This window comes from Streptomyces antioxidans (assembly GCF_000968685.2).
Classification (GTDB): Bacteria; Actinomycetota; Actinomycetes; order Streptomycetales; family Streptomycetaceae; genus Streptomyces; species Streptomyces antioxidans.
In genome coordinates this window covers 1-19,294 of record NZ_LAKD02000083.1, presented here as the reverse complement: position 1 = coordinate 19,294, position 19,294 = coordinate 1, and the positions used below count along the sequence as shown (strand labels likewise).

Here is a 19,294-nt window from a genome sequence, read left to right as displayed (position 1 = left end):
GCCGTGTCCTGACCGGGAGGTCGGCCGGTGAGCGCAACCCCTGGCACCACCCCCGACCGCGGGCCCGCGCCGCTCGTCCTGGGCGCGTACCTCCGTTCCCTCCGGCTCGCCAAGGGCCTGACGCTCTCCGAAGCCGCCCAAACCATCCACCGCTCGGCGGCCGAGCTGAGCCGGATGGAGCTGGGCCAAGGGGCAGAGAGCCAGCGGGACATGGACACTTTGGCCAGGTTCTACGGGGTAACCGACTTCGCCACCACCGTCGGCTCGCCGAGAGGTGCCGAGCGCGAGCCGGGCACCGTTCGCGATGACGACGACGGCTGGGTGGACAGGCTGCGCGCGTGCGAGCACCACGCGTCCGCGATCTGCGTCTACGCCTCGGTCATCGTGCCGCGCATCGTGCAGACCATGGGCTGCCCCGTGGACCATCTGACCCTTCTGACCACCGCCACCCGCCCCCCGCGCATCCCGGCGCACACCGTGCTCCCGGACCAGACCCGACAGGACGTCACCGTCCTCCTCGACGGGGCGATGCTCCTGCGGACGTTCGCGAACCCGGCGGCCATGGCAGCGCAGATGGCCTATCTGCAGCGACTACAGGAGTCCCCGCAGGGCCCGCGAATCCTGGTGGTGCCCTTCCAGGCCGGAGTTCTCCCGCCCCCGGGCACCCTGTACCGCTTCCACCTCCACGGGCAGGAGCTTTTCGCCGAGGAGACGTGGGGCGCCCTTTACACCACGGGAGCGGATAGCCAGGCGGCACGCGGCTCCATGGACACCGGGCTCGCCGCCGCCAAGGATCCCGAGGCGAGCGCCGCCATGCTGGACATCGCGCGCCGAAGGTACGAGCTGCTGGCCAAGGACCCGGAGTCCGACCCGCTGCTGGAGGAGCTGACGGCATGACCACCCCCGAAGCCCTCACCACCGGTCCGGTCGCCGTGGACGCGTGGCGCGCCGCCCTGGAACACGCCGCCGGATGCCCGGCCTGCCGTACCCCCGGCGCCATCTGCTCGCAGGGCGAGACGCTGTTGCGCGCCCACGAGGAAGCCGCGCGGCAGGCTCGGTCAGAGGGTAATGCGACGTCGTGCGGCACCGCCGACAGCCCGTCCCCCTGAGATGAACCGGGTGGGCCGCCAGCAGCTCGGAACCCTCGCCCGAGCGGGACTTCGCACTGGCGGCCCGCCCCCTACACCCCGTGACGGCCGCACCAATTGACTCCCTCTCCGGCGCTGAAGCGCACAGTGCCGAAGAGGTGATTCCCCATCCATCGAGTGAGAGGAAAAGCATGCAACTCGTTGCACCCCTTCCCCTTCAGACCGGTGCCCCCGTGAGTACCGCGCCGAGCGGCATCCGCCCGTACGCGTTAGCCGGAGCACACTTCCGGCCCGCCACGTCAACCGCGGTTCCGCAGCCTCGCCCGGTCTACGACCCTGCCAGTCAGACAGCGAAATTCGAGGACGGTACTCCGCTGACGGCCATGGCCACGTCCCAGAAGACCAACCAGGACGGCGACATCAACAACCCTCCGCCGAGCGACGAGGGCGGGGACCCCGGAGCGTTTGAGTGACCCACACCGTCCTGGTGGTGGATGGCCCCTTCGAGGCGGGAACCGATCTCGTCGTGGAGGGGCTGTCCTCTTCCGATATCCCCGTGTTCCGTATGGATACCGCAGACTTCCCTCACGCACTGGAGTTGCGGGCCACCAACGTTGACGGGCAGTGGACCGGCACGCTTTCCACCGAGCGCAGAAGCGTCACACTGGCCGACATCAAGGCGATCCACTGGAACCGGCCGAGTCTGTTCCGGTTCCCCGAATTGTCGGAGTCGGACGCCCACTGGGCGCGGGGCGCTGCCCGCATCGGCCTCGGCGGCGTGCTCATGAGCCTCGCCGCCCGGTGGATGAACCACCCGTCCAGGGCCTCCGCCGCGGAGTTCAAACCCCTGCAGCTCCGCACCGCACACGCCATGGGGCTCGCCACTCCCCGCACCCTGATCACGAACTCCGCCAATGAGGTACGGGCCTTCGCGAAACACATCGAAGTCCCACTGATCACCAAGCCACTGGGGACGCCGCACGTTGCCCACTCCCAGGGCGCGGAGACCATGTATACGCGCGAGGTCGACCTTGACGCCCTCGGCGGCGTGGAGCTCACTGCGCACCTGTTCCAGGAACGGGTCCCCAAGCAGTACGAAGTGCGCTTGATCGTCGTGGGCGACTTCTGCCACAGCGTGAAGATCAAGGCCCACAGCGAGGCCGCCCGTACGGATTGGCGGTCCGACTACGACGCGCTTGAGTACGAGCCGATCGAGACGCCGACCGATGTGGTCAACGGAGTGCGCGGATACATGGCTCGCCTGGCCCTCACCTACGCTGCCATGGACTTCATCGTGCGGCCGAATGGTCAGTGGACGTTCCTGGAGGCGAACCCCTCGGGTCAGTGGGCATGGCTCAACAGTCCGGAAATCCCCCTAGCCACTTCGATCGCTCACACCCTGGAGAACTGGTGTCGTCGGTGAACTGGAAACCGTTGGCTGAGAATCTGGCACGCATCCTGGAAGGCTCGGACGACCTGGTCTCACCTCACTGGAAGCAGGCGTTCGAGGAGGTGCCCCGGCACGTCTTCGTGCCACGCTATTTCCGGAATCAGGGGGGTGTGCCAACTCAATGGAAGCCGCTTGACGCCTCGGACGGCGGAGACTGGCTCAACCCCATCTACACCAACGCCGCACTCGTCACCCGTCTCGACCCGAAGACCGCGAAGTCAGTGGAGGGGCTGTTCACCGGCGTCCCCACGTCGTCCAGCACACAGCCGAGCCTCACGGCCCGGATGCTGGAGGCCCTTGACGTACAGCCTGGAGACCGGGTTCTCGATGGGGGCACGGGCACCGGCTACCAAACCGCCCTCATCGCTCACCGCTTGCAGAACGCTGACCAGCTCGTAACGGCGGACATCGACCCGGACCTGACATCCGAAGCCCTGTTCAACCTGGAGGCCATCGGCATCACCCCGAACGTATTCACCGTGGACGTGAGGGACTGGACGTGGCCGCCGGAGGCGTTCGACAAGGTGATCGTTACGTGTGCCCTCCCATGCGTCACCGAGACATTGAGGTCCGCGGTCGCCCCCGGGGGACGACTCGTCGCGAACCTCTTCCCCCCGCTGAGCGGCGGTCTGGCCGTCCTCGACCGCATGCCGGACGGGAGCCTGGAGGGGCGCTTCCAGTCGGGCGGCGGGTCCTTCATGGCGGCACGTACGGCGGCACCGCCCCCTCCCCCGCCGCTTGCCCCGGGACCGGTAGACGGACCCAGGGAATCCCAGGTGCCGATCACGGCTTTCGACAGCTACCACTTCACCTTCCTGCTGGCGTCCACGCTGCCCGGGGCAGTGCTCCAGTACGGCACCGACGACGAGGGGCACACCATGCGCCGCCTGGTGATGCCCGACGGGGCGTGGGCTGAGGGCATCGTCATCGGCGCACAAACGCAGTTCCGCGAGACGGGCGGACACGGCATCTGGGACACCGTCGAGGGGTGGTGGGGGTGGTTCACTGCTCACGACATGCCGAAATGGGACCGCTTCGGTCTGACGGTCTCGGACAGAGAGCATCGCCTCTGGTACGAAACGCCCTGGGGGCCCTCGTGGAGGCTGCCTATATGAGGGCGTAGCTAGCTAGCGAAAGGGCCCCCTCCCGGCGGGAGGGGGCCCAGGTGTTCCCGATCACCGCTTCTCCGGCGCGGCCCGTCGGCTGCCCGGGCGTACGGCTGTCCAACGCACCCCCGCACAGCCGCTACAGCACCAGCGTTCGGTAGCGGTCGGTGATCTCCGTCAGGACCTCCGCGCCGTCGCGGGCCCAGAGAGCCGGGTTGAAGATCTCCACCTCGATCGGGCCGGTGTAGCCCGTCGCGTCGACCTGCTCGCGGAACCAGCGGAAGTCCACCGAGCCGTCGCCGAGTTGGCCGCGGCCCAGTAGGACGCCCTCCGGGAGGGGGGTGATCCAGTCGGCTAGCTGGAAGGCGGCGATGCGGCCGTTCGCACCCGCGCGGGCGATCTGGGTCGCCACGGTGTCGTCCCACCACAGGTGGTACGTGTCCACGACCACGCCCACCTGCTCCGCGGGGAAGCGCTCGGCCAGGTCGAGGGCCTGGGCGAGGGTGGAGACCACGCAGCGGTCGGACGCGTACATGGGGTGGAGGGGTTCGATGGCCAGGCGGACGCCGTGGCCGGCCGCGTACGGGGCGAGTTCCCCCAGGGCGTCGGCGATGCGCTCGCGGGCGGCGAAGAGGTCGCGGCTGCCGGGCGGGAGGCCGCCGGAGACCAGGACCAGGGTGTCGGTGCCCAGGGTGGCGGCCTCGTCGATGGCCCGGCGGTTGTCGGCCAGGGCCGTGGCGCGCGCCTCGGGCTCGATCGCGGTGAAGAAGCCGCCCCGGCACAGGCTGGTGACGGTCAGGCCCGCGCCGCGCACCAGCTCGGCGGCGGCCGTCACGCCGTACTTCTGGACCGGTTCGCGCCACAGGCCCACGCCCGTGACGCCCGCCTTGACGCAGCCCTCCGCCAGCTCGGGCAGCGACCACTGCTTGATCGTTTCCTGGTTGAGGCTCAGCCGGGACAACGCGCTCATCGGGCCACTCCGTACACGGACAGCAGGTGTTCCATCCGGGATTCCGCCAGCGCCGGGTCCGGGAACAGGCCCAGCCCGTCCGCCAGTTCGTACGCCCGCGCCAGATGCGGCAGCGAACGGGCCGACTGCAGGCCGCCGACCATCGTGAAGTGCGTCTGGTGGCCCGCCAGCCAGGCCAGCAGCACCACGCCCGTCTTGTAGTAGCGGGTCGGGGCCTGGAAGAGGTGGCGGGAGAGCTCCACCGTGGGGTCCAGCAGGGCGCGGAAGGCGGCCGTATCGCCGCTGTCCAGCGTGCGCACGGCCTCCGCCGCCAGCGGGCCCAGCGGGTCGAAGATGCCGAGCAGGGCGTGGCTGAAGCCCTGGTCGTCGCCCGCGATCAGCTCGGGGTAATTGAAGTCGTCGCCCGTGTAGCAGCGCACCCCGTCCGGCAGCTTGCGCCGCAGGTCGATCTCGCGCTGGGCGTCCAGCAGGGAGACCTTGATGCCGTCGACCTTGTCGGGGTGGGCGGCGATGACATCGAGGAAGGTACGGGTGGCGGCGTCCAGGTCGGTGCTGCCCCAGTAGCCCTCGAGGGCCGGGTCGAACATCGGGCCCAGCCAGTGCAGGATCACCGGCTCGGCGGACTGGCGCAGCAGCTGGCCGTAGACCTCGGCGAAGTCCTCGGGGCCCTTGGCCACGGCGCACAGGGCGCGCGAGGCCATCAGGATGGCCCGGGCGCCGGACTCCTCGCAGACGGCCAGCTGCTCCTCGTACGCCGCCCGGATCTCGTCCAGGCCGTACGGATAGCCGATCTCGGTGGCGGCCAGCTGGTCGGTGCCGACGCCGCAGGCGATCCGGCCGCCGACCGCCTTCGCCTCGGCCGCCGAGCGGCGGATCAGCTCGGCGGCGCCCGCCCAGTCCAGGCCCATACCGCGCTGGGCGGTGTCCATGGCCTCGGCCACGCCCAGCCCGTGGGACCACAGGTGGCGGCGGAAGGCCAGGGTGGCGTCCCAGTCCACGGCGGCCGGGCCGTCGGGGGTCACATCGGCGTACGGGTCGGCCACGACATGCGCGGCCGAGAAGACGACGCGGGAGGTGAAGGGGGCCCCGGGGGTCAGCGACAGCGGCTCGGTGCGGGGCTCGTAGGGGCGGGTCGTACCGCCCGGCGCGGGAAGGTGGATGGTCACTGGCTCGGCTCCGGTACGTCCAGGCAACGGGTGGTCACAGGCTCAGCTCCGGTACGTCCAGCCGACGGCCCTCCGCCGACGACTTCAGGCCAAGCTCCGCGAGCTGGACGCCGCGCGCACCGGCCAGCAGGTCCCAGTGCCAGGGCTCGTCGAGCGCCACATGGCGCAGGAAGAGCTCCCACTGTGCCTTGAAGCCGTTGTCGAACTCCTCGTTGTCCGGCACCTGCTGCCACTGGTCGCGGAACGCCTCGGTGGCGGGCAGATCGGGGTTCCAGACCGGCTTGGGGGTGTGGGCGCGGTGCTGGACTCGGCAGTTGCGCAGGCCCGCGACGGCGGAGCCCTCGGTGCCGTCGACCTGGAACTCCACCAGCTCGTCGCGGTTCACCCGGACCGCCCAGGAGGAGTTGATCTGGGCGATGACGCCGCCGTCGAGCTGGAAGACGCCGTAGGCCGAGTCATCGGCGGTGGCCTCATACGGCTTGCCGCGCTCGTCCCAGCGGGTCGGGATGTGGGTGGCGGCCTGCGCCTGGACGGTGCGTACGGGGCCGAACAGCTCGTGCAGCACGTACTCCCAGTGCGGGAACATGTCGGAGACGATGCCGCCGCCGTCCTCGGCGCGGTAGTTCCAGGAGGGGCGCTGGGCGGTCTGCCAGTCGCCCTCGAAGACCCAGTAGCCGAACTCCCCGCGTACGGAAAGGATTCTGCCGAAGAAGCCGCCGTCGATGAGGCGCTTCAGCTTCAGCAGCCCCGGCAGGAAGATCTTGTCCTGGACCACCCCGTGCTTGACGCCCGCCGCCTCGGCCAGCCGGGCCAGCTCCAGGGCGCCCTCCAGACCGGTGGCGGTCGGCTTCTCGGTGTAGATGTGCTTGCCCGCCGCAAGGGCCTTCTTGATGGCCTCCTCGCGGGCGGCGGTGACCTGCGCGTCGAAGTAGATGTCGACGCCGTCGTCCGCGAGCACGGCGTCCAGGTCGGTCGAGACGTCCGCGACCGGGTCGAGGCCGTGGCGCTCGGCGATCTCCTTGAGCGCGTGCTCCCGGCGGCCGACGAGCAGCGGCTCGGGCCACAGCACATGGCCCTCGCCGAGGTCCAGGCCGCCCTGTTCGCGGATGGCGAGGAGAGAGCGGACGAGGTGCTGGCGGTAGCCCATCCGGCCGGTCACACCGTTCATGGCGATCCGCACTGTCTTGCGTGTCACGTGGGTTCTTCTCCTCACCGCGAGTTACAGTAAGCGCTTTCTAAGCTCCACGCTAACCGCCCGGACCCACCCCTGTACAGACCGAACACATAAGGCGGGGGTCGGGGGTCAGCGCATCGGCGCGGGGCCGGCCGGTGGCGTCACAGGTGGTGCTCCGTGGCCCGGGCCGCCAGGGCCAGCGGCCCGGGAACGAGGAAGGCCAGCGGTGGATACGCCCAGGCGCAGACGGCCGCGGTGGCCACGGCCAGCAGCAGCACACCGTTCGCCCGGGGCCTGCGCACACCGTCGTACGCCGCAGAGCGCAGCGCAGCCCGCCAGCTCGTGGCCGACTCGGGGCGGGCGCAGGCCCGCAGCAGGACGACGGCGAGCAGCCCGCCCGCGATCAGCAGCACCGGCCGGAAAACCACCGCGCCCGGCAGCCCGGCGCCCGCCGCCAGCGTGTTGAACAGCAGCAGGGCGCCGCCCGCCAGCAGCCCCGCACCGGCCAGCAGATCGCCGGTGCGCAGCCGGTCCCGCAGCACGCGGAGGTAGCCGCCCGCCGTGGCGGGCGCGTCCTCGCGGACCCGCCGGTCGAGCACGGCACAGGCCGTGGACATCGCGGCCGGGGCGGTGACCAGCGGCAGTGAGGCCGCGGCGGTGGCCAGGCCCACGGCCAGGACGTCGGCGAAGAGCGCGAAGCGCGGACCGACCAGCTCGCCGGGTTCGCGTTTGGTGGCAGTGGCCATGGTCAGCCCCTCATCCCTTCAGTCCGGAGCTCGCCATGCCCTCGACCAGGAACCGCTGGAAGGCGAGGAAGAAGAGCACGATGGGCAGCAGTGCGAAGACCGACATCGCGAACATCGGGCCGAAGGCCGACTGGCTGGAGGCGTCCACGAAGGACCGCAGGGCCAGGGTCAGGGTGAACTTCTCCGGTTCGAAGAGGTAGATGAGCTGGGTGAAGAAGTCGTTCCAGGTCCAGATGAAGGTGAAGATGGCGGTGGTGATCAGCGCGGGCCTGGTCAGCGGCAGGATGACGCTGAAGAACGAGCGGAAGGGCCCGCAGCCGTCGATCCGCGCCGCCTCCTCCAGCTCGCGCGGCAGTCCGCGCATGAACTGCACGATGAGGAAGACGAAGAAGGCGTCGGTGGCCAGGAACTTCGGCAGGATCATCGGCCAGTAGGTGTTCACCATGCCGAGCTGGTTGAAGATGATGTACTGCGGAATGAGGATGGCGTGGTGCGGCAGCATGATCGTCGCGATCATGAACGCGAAGAGCGGGCCGCGCATCCGGAACCGCAGCCGTGCGAAGGCGTACGCGGCGAGCGAGCAGCTGATGACGTTGCCGAGCACCGCGCCGCACGCGATGAGCAGCGAGTTCCACAGCAGCCGTCCGACGCTGACCTCGTTCACCCCGTCCAGCGCGGTGGAGTAGTTGCCCCATTCGAAGTGGCTGGGCAGCAGCTTGAGGCTGGCGATGACCTCGTCGGCGGGTTTGAACGAGGTGGCCAGCAGCCAGGCCAGCGGATAGAGCATCACCAGCAGCACCGCGATCAGGCAGATGTGCAGCACGATCCGGCCGGTGGGGCGCCGCCGGGCCGCCGGGGCGGTGGTCATCGGGGCGGTGGTCATCGGGCCCCCTCGTCGTTGTCGTTGGCGTAGAAGACCCAGGACCGGGAGGTGCGGAAGAGCACCGCGGTGACGACCCCGATGGCCAGCAGCAGTGCCCACGCCATGGCGGAGGCGTAGCCCATGTGGGAGGCGGTGAAGCCGCGGTCGTAGAGGTAGAGCGTGTAGACGAGCGTGGAGTCGGCGGGTCCGCCCCTGCCCGCGCTGACCGCGAAGGCGGGGGTGAAGACCTGGAACGCCTGGATCATCTGGAGCACCAGGTTGAAGAAGAGCACCGGCGAGAGCATCGGGATGGTGATCGAGCGGAACTGCCGCCACCAGGAGGCCCCGTCCACCGCGGCGGCCTCGTAGAGCTCGGCGGGTATCTGCTGGAGCCCGGCCAGGAAGATCACCATGGGGGCGCCGAACTGCCAGATGGTCAGCAGCGCGACCGACAGGATGGCCCAGCCCGGTTTGTTGATCCAGCCGCCGATGTCGATGCCCATGCCGGAGAGCAGGTTGTCGACCGAGCCGCCGTCGTTGAAGATGGCCCGCCAGACCAGGGCGATGGACATCGACGCGCCGAGCAGCGAGGGGGCGTAGAACGCCGAGCGGTAGAAGCCCTTGCCGCGCCTGACCGACTTCAGCGCGATCGCGACGGCCAGCGCCAGCAGGAGCTGCAGCGGTACCGCGATCACGACGTAGGTCAGGGTGGTGATGACCGACCGCCAGTAGCGGGGGTCCTCGGTGAACATCTGGGTGTAGTTGCGGAAGCCGATCCACCGGGGCGCGTCGAACATGTCGTAGTCGGTGAACGACAGGTACAGGGACACGGCCATGGGCAGCAGGGTCAGCACGGCGGCGCCGAGCACCCAGGGGGACAGGAACACCCAGGCGGCGCCCTGCCGTTCGCGCTTCGGGGTCCGCCTGCCGCCGGTGGCGGGGGGCGCGGCGTCCGGGGGGCGGGTCGCGGTCGCGGTCATTGCCTCAGCTCCGCCTTCGCCTCGGTGATGTAGTCCCTCGCCGCCTCACGCGGCGACATGTGCTCGTAGCTGACCTGGTCGTAGTCGCGCGAGAAGGTCTTCTGGAGCGAGGCGTCGCCCTTGGGAGGTGCGGGCGGCGGATCCTTGAGCTTGCCCTCGAACTGCTTCTGGTACGTGGAGATGACCTGGTCGAAGCCCTCCAGTTTGGGCAGCACATCCTGCCGGATGGTGTCGTTGGCCGGGATGCCGCGGGTGGCGCCGAGGATGGCGCCCGCCTCCTTGTCGTTGAGCAGGAAGTCGATGAACTGGGCGGCCTGCTTGGGGTGTGCGGTCTTGGCCGAGGCGCCGAAGAACATCGACGGTTTGAAGTACTGCCCGGCGGTGCCGTCCTCGCCGACCGGCATGGGCGCCATCTTCAGCCCCTTGCCGACGATGGCCTCGTAGCCGCTGACGGGGGCGTCCCAGTTGAAGTCGGCGATGGCCTTCTGCCGGCCCAGCGGGGTGTTCTCCACCGTCCCGTCCATCAGGGTGGTCTGCTCGGCGGGCGAGACCGCGCCCTGCTTGCGGAGCCCGTTGGACCACTCCCAGTAGCGGGTCAGGTCGTCCTCGGTGAAGCCGAGCTTCTCGTCCTTGGTGTAGAGGGACTTGCCCTGGCCGCGCAGCCAGATCTCGAACACGTCCTCGCTCTGGCCGGGGTCGATGGAGCCGACCCGCCCCTGGCTCGTCTTCGCCGCCGACAGCTTGCGCATGGCGTCGGACCAGTCGTCCCAGGTCCAGCTCCGGGTGGGGGCGGGGACGCCCGCCTTGCGCCACAGCGCGGCGTCGTACGCCACCGTCTCGGTGCCGCGGGCCGCGGGGAGCGCGTACTGCTTGCCGTCCACCGCCCCGGTGGCCAGCAGCCCCCTGTCGATCTCCGAGGAGCGCAGTTCGGGGTGTTCGCCGAGGTCCAGCAGGATGCCGGAGGTCGCGTACTGGTTGATCTGCCGGTAGTCCAGCTGCATCACATCGGGGGCGTCGCCGCCCGCCGCCTGCGTGGCCAGCTTCGCCAGGTAGGTGTCGAAGCCCGCGAAGGACGTCGTGATGTCGATGTCGGGGTGGCGCCGCTCGAAGAGCTTGACGGCCTTCTCGGTGCGGGCGGCCCGGTCGGGGTTTCCCCACCAGGTGAACTGCAGTCTGACCTTGCCGCCCGGGCCGCCGCCATCGCCTCCGCAGCCCGTGAGGGTCCCTCCGAGCGTGAGCACGAGGGCCAGGGCGCAGGACGCCCTTGTCCTGTTTGCGCGCATACCGGAGCCGACCTCCCTTCTGATCTTTCCATGTGGGGGTGCGTGGAGTGTCTACGGCGGCTATTCGCCGTAGTACGGGAGCGTGACGCCGGGCAACTCGTACTCGTCCCGGCGGCCGCACATGCCGTAGCCGCCCCGGCGGCTGGGCCCGGTCGCGGTGACCCGCGCCTCGGCGAGGTGCGCGGGGTCGCCCGCGGCGAGCGCGGTCAGCTGCTCGCCGGTGCGCCGCGCGGCGGCGAGCGCCCCGTCCCGCCAGCGCGGCTCCCACTCCTTCACCTTGGGCGCCACGATCCGCGCCGCCGCCTCGTGGAAGGCGCGCAACGGTGCGTCATCGCCCTTCTCGGCGGCGGCCCGCAGCGTCAGATAGCCCTCGACCGCGAGGTCACGGCGGCGCCGGGCGGCCGTATCGGCCTCCGGCCCCTCCTTGGCGGGGAGCGCGGCGGCGGCCGCGTAGCGCCCGGGGTCGGCCAGCACCTCGGGCGGGAAGGTGAAGACGGCGTCCCCGGCCTCCGGCAGCCCGCTGTTCTGCATCAGCACGGTCACCTTGAGGCCGCCGCCCTGCACCATGCGGTGGATGGTGCCGGGGGTGAACCACACCACCGAGCCCGGCTCCAGCGGGGTCTCGGTGAAGCCGTCCGCGAGGGTCAGGGTCTGCACGGCGCCGCGTCCGGCGGTGACCACGTACGCCTCGGTGCAGGCGAGGTGGAGGTGGGGGCTGCCGCCGCACACCCCGTCGGCGGCCTCCCACTCGTACGCGCTGATGTGGGAGAGGCCCACACCGCCGGGCAGCGGGGCGGACATGGCGGTCACGTCCCTCACCACCCGTGGTTCTTGAGGTAGTTCTCGGCCCGCGCCCGGTCCCAGGGGCCGTCCGCGACCACCACCCGGTAGCGGTAGCCGAAGGACTCCCCCGGCGGGAGCTCGAACTCCTCGAAGAACGCCCAGGAGGGGGCCACCGACGGGATCGGCTCGGAGCGCACGAACCAGTGGGAGGCGTGGATGGCGCCGGCGTTCTCCGGGGCGTGGGCGAACAGCAGCGTGGAGTGCCCGTCCACGCCGTCGTGCTCACCGGTGAAGGCGACCCAGGGGACATCGGCGGCGGGGGCGCCCATCAGGTCCGAGGCGCCCTTCTCGCCGTCGCCGCCGCGCCCGTCCGGGCCGATGACGTCGCCGCCGGTGAAGTCGCGCGGGCCGCGCCAGTTGAGCCCGGTGTACCCGGCCATCTCCCGGCCCGCGGTGGTCGGGGAGCCAAAGTGCAGGGCCTCGCCGCGGATGTTGGTGAGGTGGATGGACCAGTCCAGGGCCCAGGTGCCCTCCTCGGGCTCCACCGAGTGGAGTTCGATGGTGCGCAGCTCCCGCGCCCACTCCCGGCCGCCGCTGTGCTGTACGGAAGGATTGGCCACCCAGGTCAGGGTCTCCACGAAGCGCAGCCGGTCGTCGGTGACGGTGAACTCCTCGAAGCCGTCGTGGCGCATCGAGCCGACCAGCTCGTCCACCCGCTGGTAGCCCTTCTCGGGGCCGAGGTAGCAGTTGCCGCCCCAGAAGTTCTGGCCGGACAGATGGCTGGAGGTCATCTGGAGGCCCTTGTGCCAGCGGTGGTCGTTCGGCCGGTAGCCGGAGACCGGGTTCCCGGCGAGGGTGCGCAGCGGGTGGGCGTAGGGCTTGCGGGCCTCGAAGGCGTCCGGGTCGGGCCGGTAGACGTAGGCCATCAGCTCGACGCCGGCGGCGGCCACCGAGATCTGTTCGCCGTGGGTGTGGGTGACGGTGATGCGCTGGGTCATGGCGGCCTCAGCTCTCCTTCGTGGTGGCGGTCGCTGCCTTCGGCGCCCAGGCGGGGTGGTCGCCGTGCATGGCGTCGTAGTACGGGTCCCCGGGCCCGATCTCGCCCGCGCGCACGGGCCGCCCGGTGAAGGCCGCCTTGTAGAGCGCGGCGATGAACTCGAGGGTGCGCCGGGCGTCCCGCCCGCTGCCGGGCGGCCGTACGCCGTCGCGCATCGCGTCCAGCAGCCCGGTCAGCTGGGCCCCGTGGGAGCTGGGCAGATCGGCGGCCGGGGTGCGCCAGCGGCGCTGCCGGGCGGGCTCGTCGCGGACGTGCGGGGCGGGGGTGTAGACCCAGTCGTCGTTGCGGTGGCCGTAGAGGTGGGTCAGCTCGACGGTGGCGTCCGCGCAGTCGATGCGGATCCGGCTGACCTCGTCGGGCGAGAGCACGCTGTTGACGACGGTGGCCATGGCGCCGTTCTCGAACCGCACCAGCGCGGTGGAGACGTCCTCGCTCTCCACGGCGTGGACCAGCCGTCCGGCCATGCCGCGGACCTCGGTCCAGTCGCCGAGCAGGTGGAGCAGCAGATCCATCTGGTGGATGCCGTGGCCCATGGAGGGGCCGCCGCCCTCGGTCTCCCAGCGGCCGCGCCACGGCACCGCGTAGTAGGCGGTGTCGCGGTGCCAGGTGGTCTGGCAGTGGGCCACCAGCGGACGGCCAAGCGCGCCCTCGGCCAGCAGCTCGCGGGCGTGCACGGCGCCCGAGCCGTAGCGGTGCTGGAAGACCACCGAGGCGTACGGGCCGCCCGCGTTCTTCTCGGCTTCGGCTATCTCGTCGTACTCGGCGAGCGTGAGGCACAGCGGCTTCTCGCACAGCACCCAGGCACCGGCCTCGAGGGCGGCCACCGTCTGCTCGCGGTGCAGGGAGGGCGGGGTGCCGATGAGGACCAGGCTGGGGCGCTCGGCCTCCAGCATGGCGGCCACATCGGAGTAGCCGGTGACGTCGAAGGTGCCGCCCTCGGCCGCCGCGGCGCGGAAGGCGTCGAGCCGGTCCGCGGCCACGTCGACGGCGGCGACGAGGTCCACGCGGTCGGCGTGATCACGCAGTGCGGTCAGATGACTGCCGCTGACGATTCCTCCGGTGCCGATCACTGCGGCACGGATACGGGCGGTGGCTGCTGCGGCCATGGGCTGAGGTCTCCTCGCCGTCGCCTGAGGTAAGCGCTTGCTGGAGAGGACCCTAGGCACGGTCCGGATGACAGGACAAGACCCTGGAGTGCAGAATCGCGCCGCTTACGGAGTGAGAACATGGACGCGCCAATCAGCGCACACGGTGTACCAGAAGGTGACCACCCAACGGAGGAAATATGGCAGTGACCCTGGCCGATGTGGCGGCACGGGCTCGGGTCTCGGCGGCCACCGTGTCGCGCGTCCTGAGCGGCAACTACCCGGTCGCGGAGTCGACCCGGACCCGGGTGCTGCGTGCGGTCGACGAGCTGGAGTACGTGGTCAACGGCCCGGCAAGCGCTCTCGCCGCCGCCACGTCCGATCTGGTCGGGGTGCTCGTCAACGACATCGCGGACCCGTTCTTCGGGATCATCGCGGGCGCCGTGCAGGCCGAAATGGTCACCCCGGCCGGGGAGTCGGGCCGTGGCGGCGAAAAGCTCGCGGTCATCTGCAACACCGGTGGCTCGCCGGAGCGCGAGCTCAACTACCTCACCCTGCTGCAGCGGCAGCGGGCGGCGGCCCTCGTGCTCACCGGCGGCGCGGTCGAACACCCCGACCACGCCGCCGCCGTGGCCGCCAAGGCGTCCCGGCTGGCCGCGTCGGGCACCCGGGTGGTGCTGTGCGGGCGCCCGCCGATCGAGGACGCCACCACCCTCACCTTCGACAACCGCGGCGGCGCCCGGCGGCTCACCGAACACCTGCTGACCCTCGGCCACCGCCGGATCGGCTATGTGGCGGGCCCCGCCGAGCGCACCACGACCCGCCACCGGCTGGAGGGCCACCGGGCGGCGCTGACCGCCACCGGGGTGGAGCAGGACGCGGAGCGGCTGACCGTCCACGGGCTGTACGACCGCGCCTCCGGCTATGACGCCACCCTCGAACTCCTGCGCCGCGACCGGACTCTGACCGCCATAGTCGCCGCCAACGACACCATCGCGCTCGGCGTCTGCGCGGCCCTGCGCGACCAGGGGCTGCGGATCCCCGCGGACGTCTCGGTGGCGGGTTTCGACGACCTCCCGTTCAGCGCGGACGCGGTCCCGGCGCTCACCACGATGCGGCTGCCACTGCACGAGGCGGGCGCGCGGGCCGGGCGGCTGGCCCTGGGCCGGGAGCCGCAGCCGCCGGGCGGGGTGGCGATGGTCCGGGCCGAGCTGATGGCCCGTGCCTCCACGGCGCCGCCGCGCGGCTGAGCCCCGCCGGACCGCCGCGCGGCCGACGCCCCCTACCGCGCGGCCTCGGGCGGCAGGTGGTCAAGCGGCCGCTGGTACCGGGAGCGGATCTCCCGCGGGGACAGATCCTCCCGGCCGGTGAGGTCCACCTCGGGGTGCTCGAAGCGGAACGCGTAGCCGCCCTTCGGCAGATGGCAGATCTCCCACCAGTTGCCGTCCAGGTCCTGGAGGTAGAAGGAGTAGGTGCCGTGCTGGCGGACGGGCTTGGTCAGCTTCCTGATCGCGTACTCGTCCTTGACCCGCTGAAGCGTCTCGTACGCCTCCCGGACCTCCTCCTGGCTCGCCAGGTCGAGCCCGTTGTGGTTCATCAGCGGCATGTCCTGGCCGGAGCCGGGGGTCTCGACGACCGCGTAGCAGTGGTTGCCGCCCAGCCGTACGAACAGCGCCGTGGGTGCCTGCTGCGCCACCTCGAGGCCGAGCACCTCCTCGTAGAAGCGCCGGGTCGCGGCGATGTCCCGGCACTCCAGGGTGCCGTGTGACAGGAAGCGGGTCATCAGCAGCGGTGGCTTGGTGGAACGGTGGGTGATGCCGAGCATGGTCCGTCTCTCCTCGTGAGCGTTGGGCGGGCGTTCCGGCGTGAGCGTTCGGTGGGTGTTCCGGCATGAGCGTGCGGTGGTGTTCCGGCGTGAGCGTGGAGTGGGTGTCCCCCGCGCCTCGGGGCGCGACATGCGCTACGGGCGGTGGGGTGTCGGCGGCCCCGGCCCGTCGGCATGCGATGACGCAGCGGCGTCCCCGCTCAGTCCTCCGTGATCCACGGGGCCCGCACCGGGCAGCTGCGCACCGCCTGGCGCACATCGTCCAGCAGGTCGGGCGGCGGTGTCCGGTCGAGTACGACCAGTTCGCCCCGCTCGTCGAGCTCCAGGACTTCGGGCGCGAGCCCGGTGCACACTCCGGTGACCTGGCAGGCTTCGCGGTCCACGTGCAGTGTCATGGTGACGCTCCTTGTGCGGTGTCGTGCCGCGGCTGACCGATGTGACATTGGAGGTCATCCAGGGACAGGGGTTCGCGGGAACGGTCTCGGCCCTGGTCGAGGGGGTGGTGGATCTCGCGTTCGGCCGGATCAGCGGTGCGGGGGAGCCGCTGCCCAGGTCGCTGCGGTACCAGCTGGTGCGCCTGGAGCCGATGGGGGTCGTTCTCCCCGCCGGGCACGAACTGGCCCACCGGGCGCGGGTGCCGATGGCGGAGCTCGCCGCGCACCCGCTCCTTCTGCACACCGCGCAGGAGGCGGCCGAATGGCTGGACTGGAACGAGGAGCTCGCCGCCGCGTTCGGCCTGCGCGTCGGGCGGCGCCTGCACGGCCACGGACGGGGCGCGGCCAACGCGGCCGTACTGGCCTACCGGGCGCCCTCGTTCGGGCCGCTGGAGGCGTCGGTGCCGGACGGCGTGGTGGTCAGACCCGTGGTCGGTCCCGTGCCCCTCTACCCGTTCTCGGTGTTCTGGCGGGCCGGGAGCAAGTCCGTCACGCTTCGCCACGCCATCACCACCATCCATGACATCGCCACCGCACACGGCTGGCTGGTACCGCCGCGGGAGGGCTGGTGGCTGCCGGCCGCCGACCGGCGCGGAGCCCTGTCCGCGCCGAGCGGGCCCCCTCGTACGGCCGCCCCGGCCGACGGCACCCGGTCGACGGCACCCGGCCGCGGCGGTGAAGATCCCCGGCGGGGCGGCCGGAACACCGGCGGGCCGCTCCCACGCGTTCGCCAACCCGACGGGGAGACCGACGACGCTGCGCAGCGGTGGTGAGGGCTCCCCCTTTCCAAATGCTTGATCGAGCGCAACTATAGGGTCAAGCGATTCGTCCCGACCGCAGGGACGCAGGGTCATGGAGGGATGCCGGATGGAGCCGCGCGACGATCTTGGGCTGGCCGTGGACGAGGTCCGCGACTTCAACCGGATGTACACCCGGCTGATCGGCGTCCTCGACTACCCCGGGCAGCTCAATACCCCGTACACGCTGGGCGAGGCCCGCGTCCTCTACGAGCTGGCCCGGCGCGAGCGCACCCATGTCTCGGCGCTCCGGGAGCACCTGGGGGTCACCGCCGCGCATCTGAGCCGGACGCTGAGCCGGTTCGAGGAGCGGGGGCTGGTGACGCGCGAGCGCCACCACCGCGACGCCCGCTTCCAGGAGGTGCTGCTGACCACGGAGGGCCGGGCGGCGGCGGAGGACCTGGACCGGCGCTCGCGGGAGGCGGTGACCGGGCTGCTGGCCAAGGTCCCCAGGAACGAGCTGGGGCGGCTGCGGGAGGCGCTGGCGACCGCGCGGGGCGTGTTCACCGGCCCGGCGGAGCCCAAGGTGCGGCTGCGCGGATTGCGGCCGGGGGACCTGGGCTGGATCGTGCAGCGCCACGGCGCCGTGTACGCCCGGGAGTTCGGGTGGAACGCCGAGTTCGAGGCCCTGGTGGCGCGGATCGTCGGGGAGTTCGGCGCGGGTCATGACCCGACCCGCGAGCGGGCGTGGATCGCGGAGCTCGACGGCCGCCCCGTCGGGTCGGTGCTGTGCGTGCGCGACGAGCGGCCCGATACGGCACGGCTGCGGCTGCTGCTCGTGGAGCCGGAGGCGCGGGGGCGGCGGATCGGCGAGCGGCTGGTGGACACGTGCGTCGACTTCGCGCGCGCGGCGGGCTACCGCGAGCTGGTGCTGTGGACCAATGACGTCCTGACCTCCGCCCGCCGGATCTATGAGCGGGCCGGGTTCGAGCTGGTCGCCGAGAAGCGGCACGGGGGCTACGGGTCGCCCCTGGTCGGCCAGGACTGGCGGCTGGCGCTGCGGGACGCCGCGCGGGGCTGAGGCCGGGAGCGGCCATGGGTGACGTCAGGCGGGTCAAGCGGTCACGGTGCGTCAAGCGGTCACGGGGCGCCCGCTCTGGTGGGCGCCCCTCTCCGTCCGGTAGTTGACGCGGCGTCACCCCGACCGGAAATCAGCTCGCGCGGAGGGCCCGGTACCGGAAGGATCGGCGCACACGCACGGGCCGTACAGCACACGGACGCCGTACGGACGCCGCGTCCGTACGGCGGTCGGAACGGCACAACAAGAGCAAAGGGCGCACCCCTGAGTACCCAGCAGGTCATCGAGTGGACCGAGGACGGCCGTACCCGTACCGCCCAGTGGCGCTCCGAGAGCGGTGCACCGCCGCCCCGGCGGGTCGGGATCGCGGACGACCGGACGCCGGCCGACACCGCCCACCGCCTCGTCTGCGAGGGCACCGCGCTGCTGTGGCGCGGCGACTACCAGGGCGCCCGTCAGCTGCTGACGGCGCTGACGCGCCGGATCGACCGGGGTCCGCGCCGGGCGAAGGAACGGCGGCCACCGGCGGCGTCCCCGGCCGAGGCGTTCCACCGGCACCGCCAGGTCCAGTCCCGGCGGGCCCGGCTGCTGGGGATGCTGCTGGTGCCGCTGGACGCGGACTTCGGCGTTCCGCTGCACCGGGCGCCGGACGTACGGCAGGCGTGCGCCGAGGCGTACGGTCCGGCACGCGGCCCCTCGGTGGTCTCGCTCCGCGAGTTACTCGGGCTGATCGGCGCGCATGAGTGGCGGGAGAAGGGCGTCAAGGTGCGGGCGCTGGGCGGGGACCGCGTCCATCCGCACTACGGGGTCTTCTCGCCGGTGCGCGGCGAGTACGTCGACCTGGTGGCCGGGGCCGCGCTGCCGTCGCACGAGATCGAGCTGGCCTTCGACATCGGCACCGGAAGCGGCGTCCTTGCCGCCGTACTCGCCCGGCGCGGTATCGAGCGGGTGGTGGCCACCGACCAGGACGCGCGGGCGCTGGTGTGCGCCCGGGAGAACGTGGCGCGGCTGGGCCTGGCCGGGCGGGTCGAGGTGGTCCAGGCCGACCTCTTCCCACCGGGCCGCGCCCCCCTGGTGGTCTGCAACCCGCCCTGGGTCCCGGCCCGGCCCTCCTCACCGCTCGAATACGCCGTCTACGACCCGTCCAGCCGTATGCTCCACGGCTTCCTGAACGGGCTGGCCGGACATCTGACCCCCGGCGGGGAGGGCTGGCTGATCCTCTCCGACCTCGCCGAACACCTGGGGCTACGGCCACGCGCCGAACTGCTGGCCGCCTTCGCCACGGCGGGTCTGACGGTCCTGGACCGACTGGACATCCGCCCCGCCCACCCCCGCGCCTTCGACCCCACCACCCCCCTCCACTCGGCCCGCGCGGCAGAGGTGACCTCACTGTGGCGCCTGGCAGCTGCCCGAGGCGAGGCGTCCCCCGGACGCCGCCCGGGGGCTGAACGACCAGGGCCTGCCCGCCCC

General features: G+C 71.5%; 21 protein-coding genes. 9 read left to right on the top strand and 12 right to left on the bottom strand.

Features of this window, described 5'->3' with window-relative positions; genetic code table 11:
• Nucleotides 1–27: 27 nt before the first annotated feature.
• From VT50_RS27275 to VT50_RS27255, 5 genes are all read left to right on the top strand, one after another.
• Nucleotides 28–897 (top strand): Scr1 family TA system antitoxin-like transcriptional regulator, encoded by an 870-nt coding sequence (locus tag VT50_RS27275; RefSeq protein ID WP_046084536.1) that lies wholly within the window; start codon nt 28–30, stop codon nt 895–897.
• Nucleotides 894–1,109 carry a hypothetical protein gene (locus VT50_RS27270; RefSeq protein ID WP_046084535.1) on the top strand — a complete coding sequence of 72 codons (216 nt, stop codon included), beginning with the start codon at nt 894–896 and terminating at the stop codon, nt 1,107–1,109. The genes VT50_RS27275 and VT50_RS27270 overlap by 4 nt, the downstream gene beginning before the upstream one ends.
• Before the next feature lie 170 nt (nt 1,110–1,279).
• Nucleotides 1,280–1,561, top strand: coding sequence for a putative ATP-grasp-modified RiPP (gene tgmA, locus VT50_RS41065; protein WP_075200261.1), 282 nt, complete (start codon nt 1,280–1,282; stop codon nt 1,559–1,561).
• Nucleotides 1,558–2,511: an ATP-grasp ribosomal peptide maturase gene (tgmB, locus tag VT50_RS27260; RefSeq protein WP_046084534.1), complete on the top strand. Its 954-nt coding sequence runs from the start codon at nt 1,558–1,560 to the stop codon at nt 2,509–2,511. The genes tgmA and tgmB overlap by 4 nt, the downstream gene beginning before the upstream one ends.
• Nucleotides 2,499–3,653: a methyltransferase domain-containing protein gene (locus VT50_RS27255; RefSeq protein WP_053048434.1), complete on the top strand. Its 1,155-nt coding sequence runs from the start codon at nt 2,499–2,501 to the stop codon at nt 3,651–3,653. The genes tgmB and VT50_RS27255 overlap by 13 nt, the downstream gene beginning before the upstream one ends.
• 130 nt (nt 3,654–3,783) lie before the next feature.
• Here the strand turns inward: VT50_RS27255 and VT50_RS27250 are convergent, their stop codons facing one another.
• The 10 genes from VT50_RS27250 to VT50_RS27205 form a co-directional block, all read right to left on the bottom strand.
• Nucleotides 3,784–4,614 carry a sugar phosphate isomerase/epimerase family protein gene (locus VT50_RS27250; protein ID WP_046084533.1) on the bottom strand — a complete coding sequence of 277 codons (831 nt, stop codon included), beginning with the start codon at nt 4,612–4,614 and terminating at the stop codon, nt 3,784–3,786.
• Nucleotides 4,611–5,780, bottom strand: coding sequence for a dihydrodipicolinate synthase family protein (locus tag VT50_RS27245; RefSeq protein WP_046084532.1), 1,170 nt, complete (start codon nt 5,778–5,780; stop codon nt 4,611–4,613). Before VT50_RS27245 ends, VT50_RS27250 begins: the two co-directional genes overlap by 4 nt.
• A gap of 34 nt (nt 5,781–5,814) precedes the next feature.
• The gene (locus VT50_RS27240) at nt 5,815–6,975 is read right to left on the bottom strand and encodes a Gfo/Idh/MocA family protein (RefSeq protein ID WP_046084531.1); all 1,161 of its coding nucleotides are present in this window, start codon (nt 6,973–6,975) and stop codon (nt 5,815–5,817) included.
• Between the two features lie 140 nt (nt 6,976–7,115).
• Nucleotides 7,116–7,700: a hypothetical protein gene (locus VT50_RS27235; protein ID WP_079343896.1), complete on the bottom strand. Its 585-nt coding sequence runs from the start codon at nt 7,698–7,700 to the stop codon at nt 7,116–7,118.
• A gap of 10 nt (nt 7,701–7,710) precedes the next feature.
• Complete coding sequence (locus tag VT50_RS27230; protein WP_079343895.1) at nt 7,711–8,583, bottom strand: carbohydrate ABC transporter permease; 873 nt, start codon at nt 8,581–8,583, stop codon at nt 7,711–7,713.
• Nucleotides 8,580–9,542 (bottom strand): carbohydrate ABC transporter permease, encoded by a 963-nt coding sequence (locus VT50_RS27225; protein ID WP_046084986.1) that lies wholly within the window; start codon nt 9,540–9,542, stop codon nt 8,580–8,582. The genes VT50_RS27230 and VT50_RS27225 overlap by 4 nt, the downstream gene beginning before the upstream one ends.
• Nucleotides 9,539–10,825, bottom strand: a complete 1,287-nt coding sequence (locus tag VT50_RS27220) for an ABC transporter substrate-binding protein (RefSeq protein WP_046084987.1) — start codon at nt 10,823–10,825, stop codon at nt 9,539–9,541. Before VT50_RS27220 ends, VT50_RS27225 begins: the two co-directional genes overlap by 4 nt.
• A 60-nt stretch (nt 10,826–10,885) precedes the next feature.
• Nucleotides 10,886–11,626: a cupin domain-containing protein gene (locus VT50_RS27215; protein WP_046085029.1), complete on the bottom strand. Its 741-nt coding sequence runs from the start codon at nt 11,624–11,626 to the stop codon at nt 10,886–10,888.
• Between the two features lie 14 nt (nt 11,627–11,640).
• A complete protein-coding gene (locus tag VT50_RS27210; protein ID WP_046084988.1) occupies nt 11,641–12,606 on the bottom strand; it encodes a DUF6807 domain-containing protein in 966 nt (321 codons plus the stop codon).
• Nucleotides 12,607–12,613: 7 nt separating this feature from the next.
• The gene (locus VT50_RS27205) at nt 12,614–13,771 is read right to left on the bottom strand and encodes a Gfo/Idh/MocA family protein (RefSeq protein WP_046084989.1); all 1,158 of its coding nucleotides are present in this window, start codon (nt 13,769–13,771) and stop codon (nt 12,614–12,616) included.
• Between the two features lie 179 nt (nt 13,772–13,950).
• Here VT50_RS27205 and VT50_RS27200 point away from each other — a divergent pair, with 179 nt between their 5' ends.
• Nucleotides 13,951–15,000, top strand: a complete 1,050-nt coding sequence (locus tag VT50_RS27200) for a LacI family DNA-binding transcriptional regulator (protein ID WP_046084990.1) — start codon at nt 13,951–13,953, stop codon at nt 14,998–15,000.
• A 32-nt stretch (nt 15,001–15,032) separates the two neighbouring features.
• Here VT50_RS27200 and VT50_RS27195 read toward each other — a convergent pair whose 3' ends face one another.
• Both VT50_RS27195 and VT50_RS27190 read right to left on the bottom strand, forming a co-directional pair.
• A complete protein-coding gene (locus VT50_RS27195; RefSeq protein ID WP_053048460.1) occupies nt 15,033–15,575 on the bottom strand; it encodes a VOC family protein in 543 nt (180 codons plus the stop codon).
• A 200-nt stretch (nt 15,576–15,775) separates the two neighbouring features.
• Complete coding sequence (locus tag VT50_RS27190; protein WP_046084991.1) at nt 15,776–15,970, bottom strand: ferredoxin; 195 nt, start codon at nt 15,968–15,970, stop codon at nt 15,776–15,778.
• Nucleotides 15,971–15,981: 11 nt separating this feature from the next.
• Here VT50_RS27190 and VT50_RS27185 point away from each other — a divergent pair, with 11 nt between their 5' ends.
• The 3 genes from VT50_RS27185 to VT50_RS27175 all read left to right on the top strand — a co-directional run.
• Entirely contained in the window at nt 15,982–16,782 is an 801-nt protein-coding gene (locus VT50_RS27185) for a LysR family transcriptional regulator substrate-binding protein (RefSeq protein ID WP_078840601.1), read from the top strand.
• 94 nt (nt 16,783–16,876) lie between these two features.
• A complete protein-coding gene (locus VT50_RS27180; protein ID WP_240529329.1) occupies nt 16,877–17,827 on the top strand; it encodes a bifunctional helix-turn-helix transcriptional regulator/GNAT family N-acetyltransferase in 951 nt (316 codons plus the stop codon).
• A 261-nt stretch (nt 17,828–18,088) separates the two neighbouring features.
• On the top strand, nt 18,089–19,294 hold a 1,206-nt coding region (locus VT50_RS27175; RefSeq protein WP_107424901.1), incomplete at its 3' end, for a methyltransferase.

Coding starts and splice junctions, on each gene's coding strand:
- VT50_RS27270 (WP_046084535.1), top strand. CDS start 894: ATGACCACCCCCGAAGCCCTCACCACCGGTCCGGTCGCCGTGGACGCG.
- tgmA (WP_075200261.1), top strand. CDS start 1,280: ATGCAACTCGTTGCACCCCTTCCCCTTCAGACCGGTGCCCCCGTGAGT.
- VT50_RS27250 (WP_046084533.1), bottom strand. CDS start 4,614: ATGAGCGCGTTGTCCCGGCTGAGCCTCAACCAGGAAACGATCAAGCAG.
- VT50_RS27235 (WP_079343896.1), bottom strand. CDS start 7,700: ATGGCCACTGCCACCAAACGCGAACCCGGCGAGCTGGTCGGTCCGCGC.
- VT50_RS27230 (WP_079343895.1), bottom strand. CDS start 8,583: ATGACCACCGCCCCGATGACCACCGCCCCGGCGGCCCGGCGGCGCCCC.
- VT50_RS27225 (WP_046084986.1), bottom strand. CDS start 9,542: ATGACCGCGACCGCGACCCGCCCCCCGGACGCCGCGCCCCCCGCCACC.
- VT50_RS27220 (WP_046084987.1), bottom strand. CDS start 10,825: ATGCGCGCAAACAGGACAAGGGCGTCCTGCGCCCTGGCCCTCGTGCTC.
- VT50_RS27215 (WP_046085029.1), bottom strand. CDS start 11,626: ATGTCCGCCCCGCTGCCCGGCGGTGTGGGCCTCTCCCACATCAGCGCG.
- VT50_RS27210 (WP_046084988.1), bottom strand. CDS start 12,606: ATGACCCAGCGCATCACCGTCACCCACACCCACGGCGAACAGATCTCG.
- VT50_RS27205 (WP_046084989.1), bottom strand. CDS start 13,771: ATGGCCGCAGCAGCCACCGCCCGTATCCGTGCCGCAGTGATCGGCACC.
- VT50_RS27200 (WP_046084990.1), top strand. CDS start 13,951: ATGGCAGTGACCCTGGCCGATGTGGCGGCACGGGCTCGGGTCTCGGCG.
- VT50_RS27195 (WP_053048460.1), bottom strand. CDS start 15,575: ATGCTCGGCATCACCCACCGTTCCACCAAGCCACCGCTGCTGATGACC.
- VT50_RS27190 (WP_046084991.1), bottom strand. CDS start 15,970: ATGACACTGCACGTGGACCGCGAAGCCTGCCAGGTCACCGGAGTGTGC.
- VT50_RS27180 (WP_240529329.1), top strand. CDS start 16,877: ATGGAGCCGCGCGACGATCTTGGGCTGGCCGTGGACGAGGTCCGCGAC.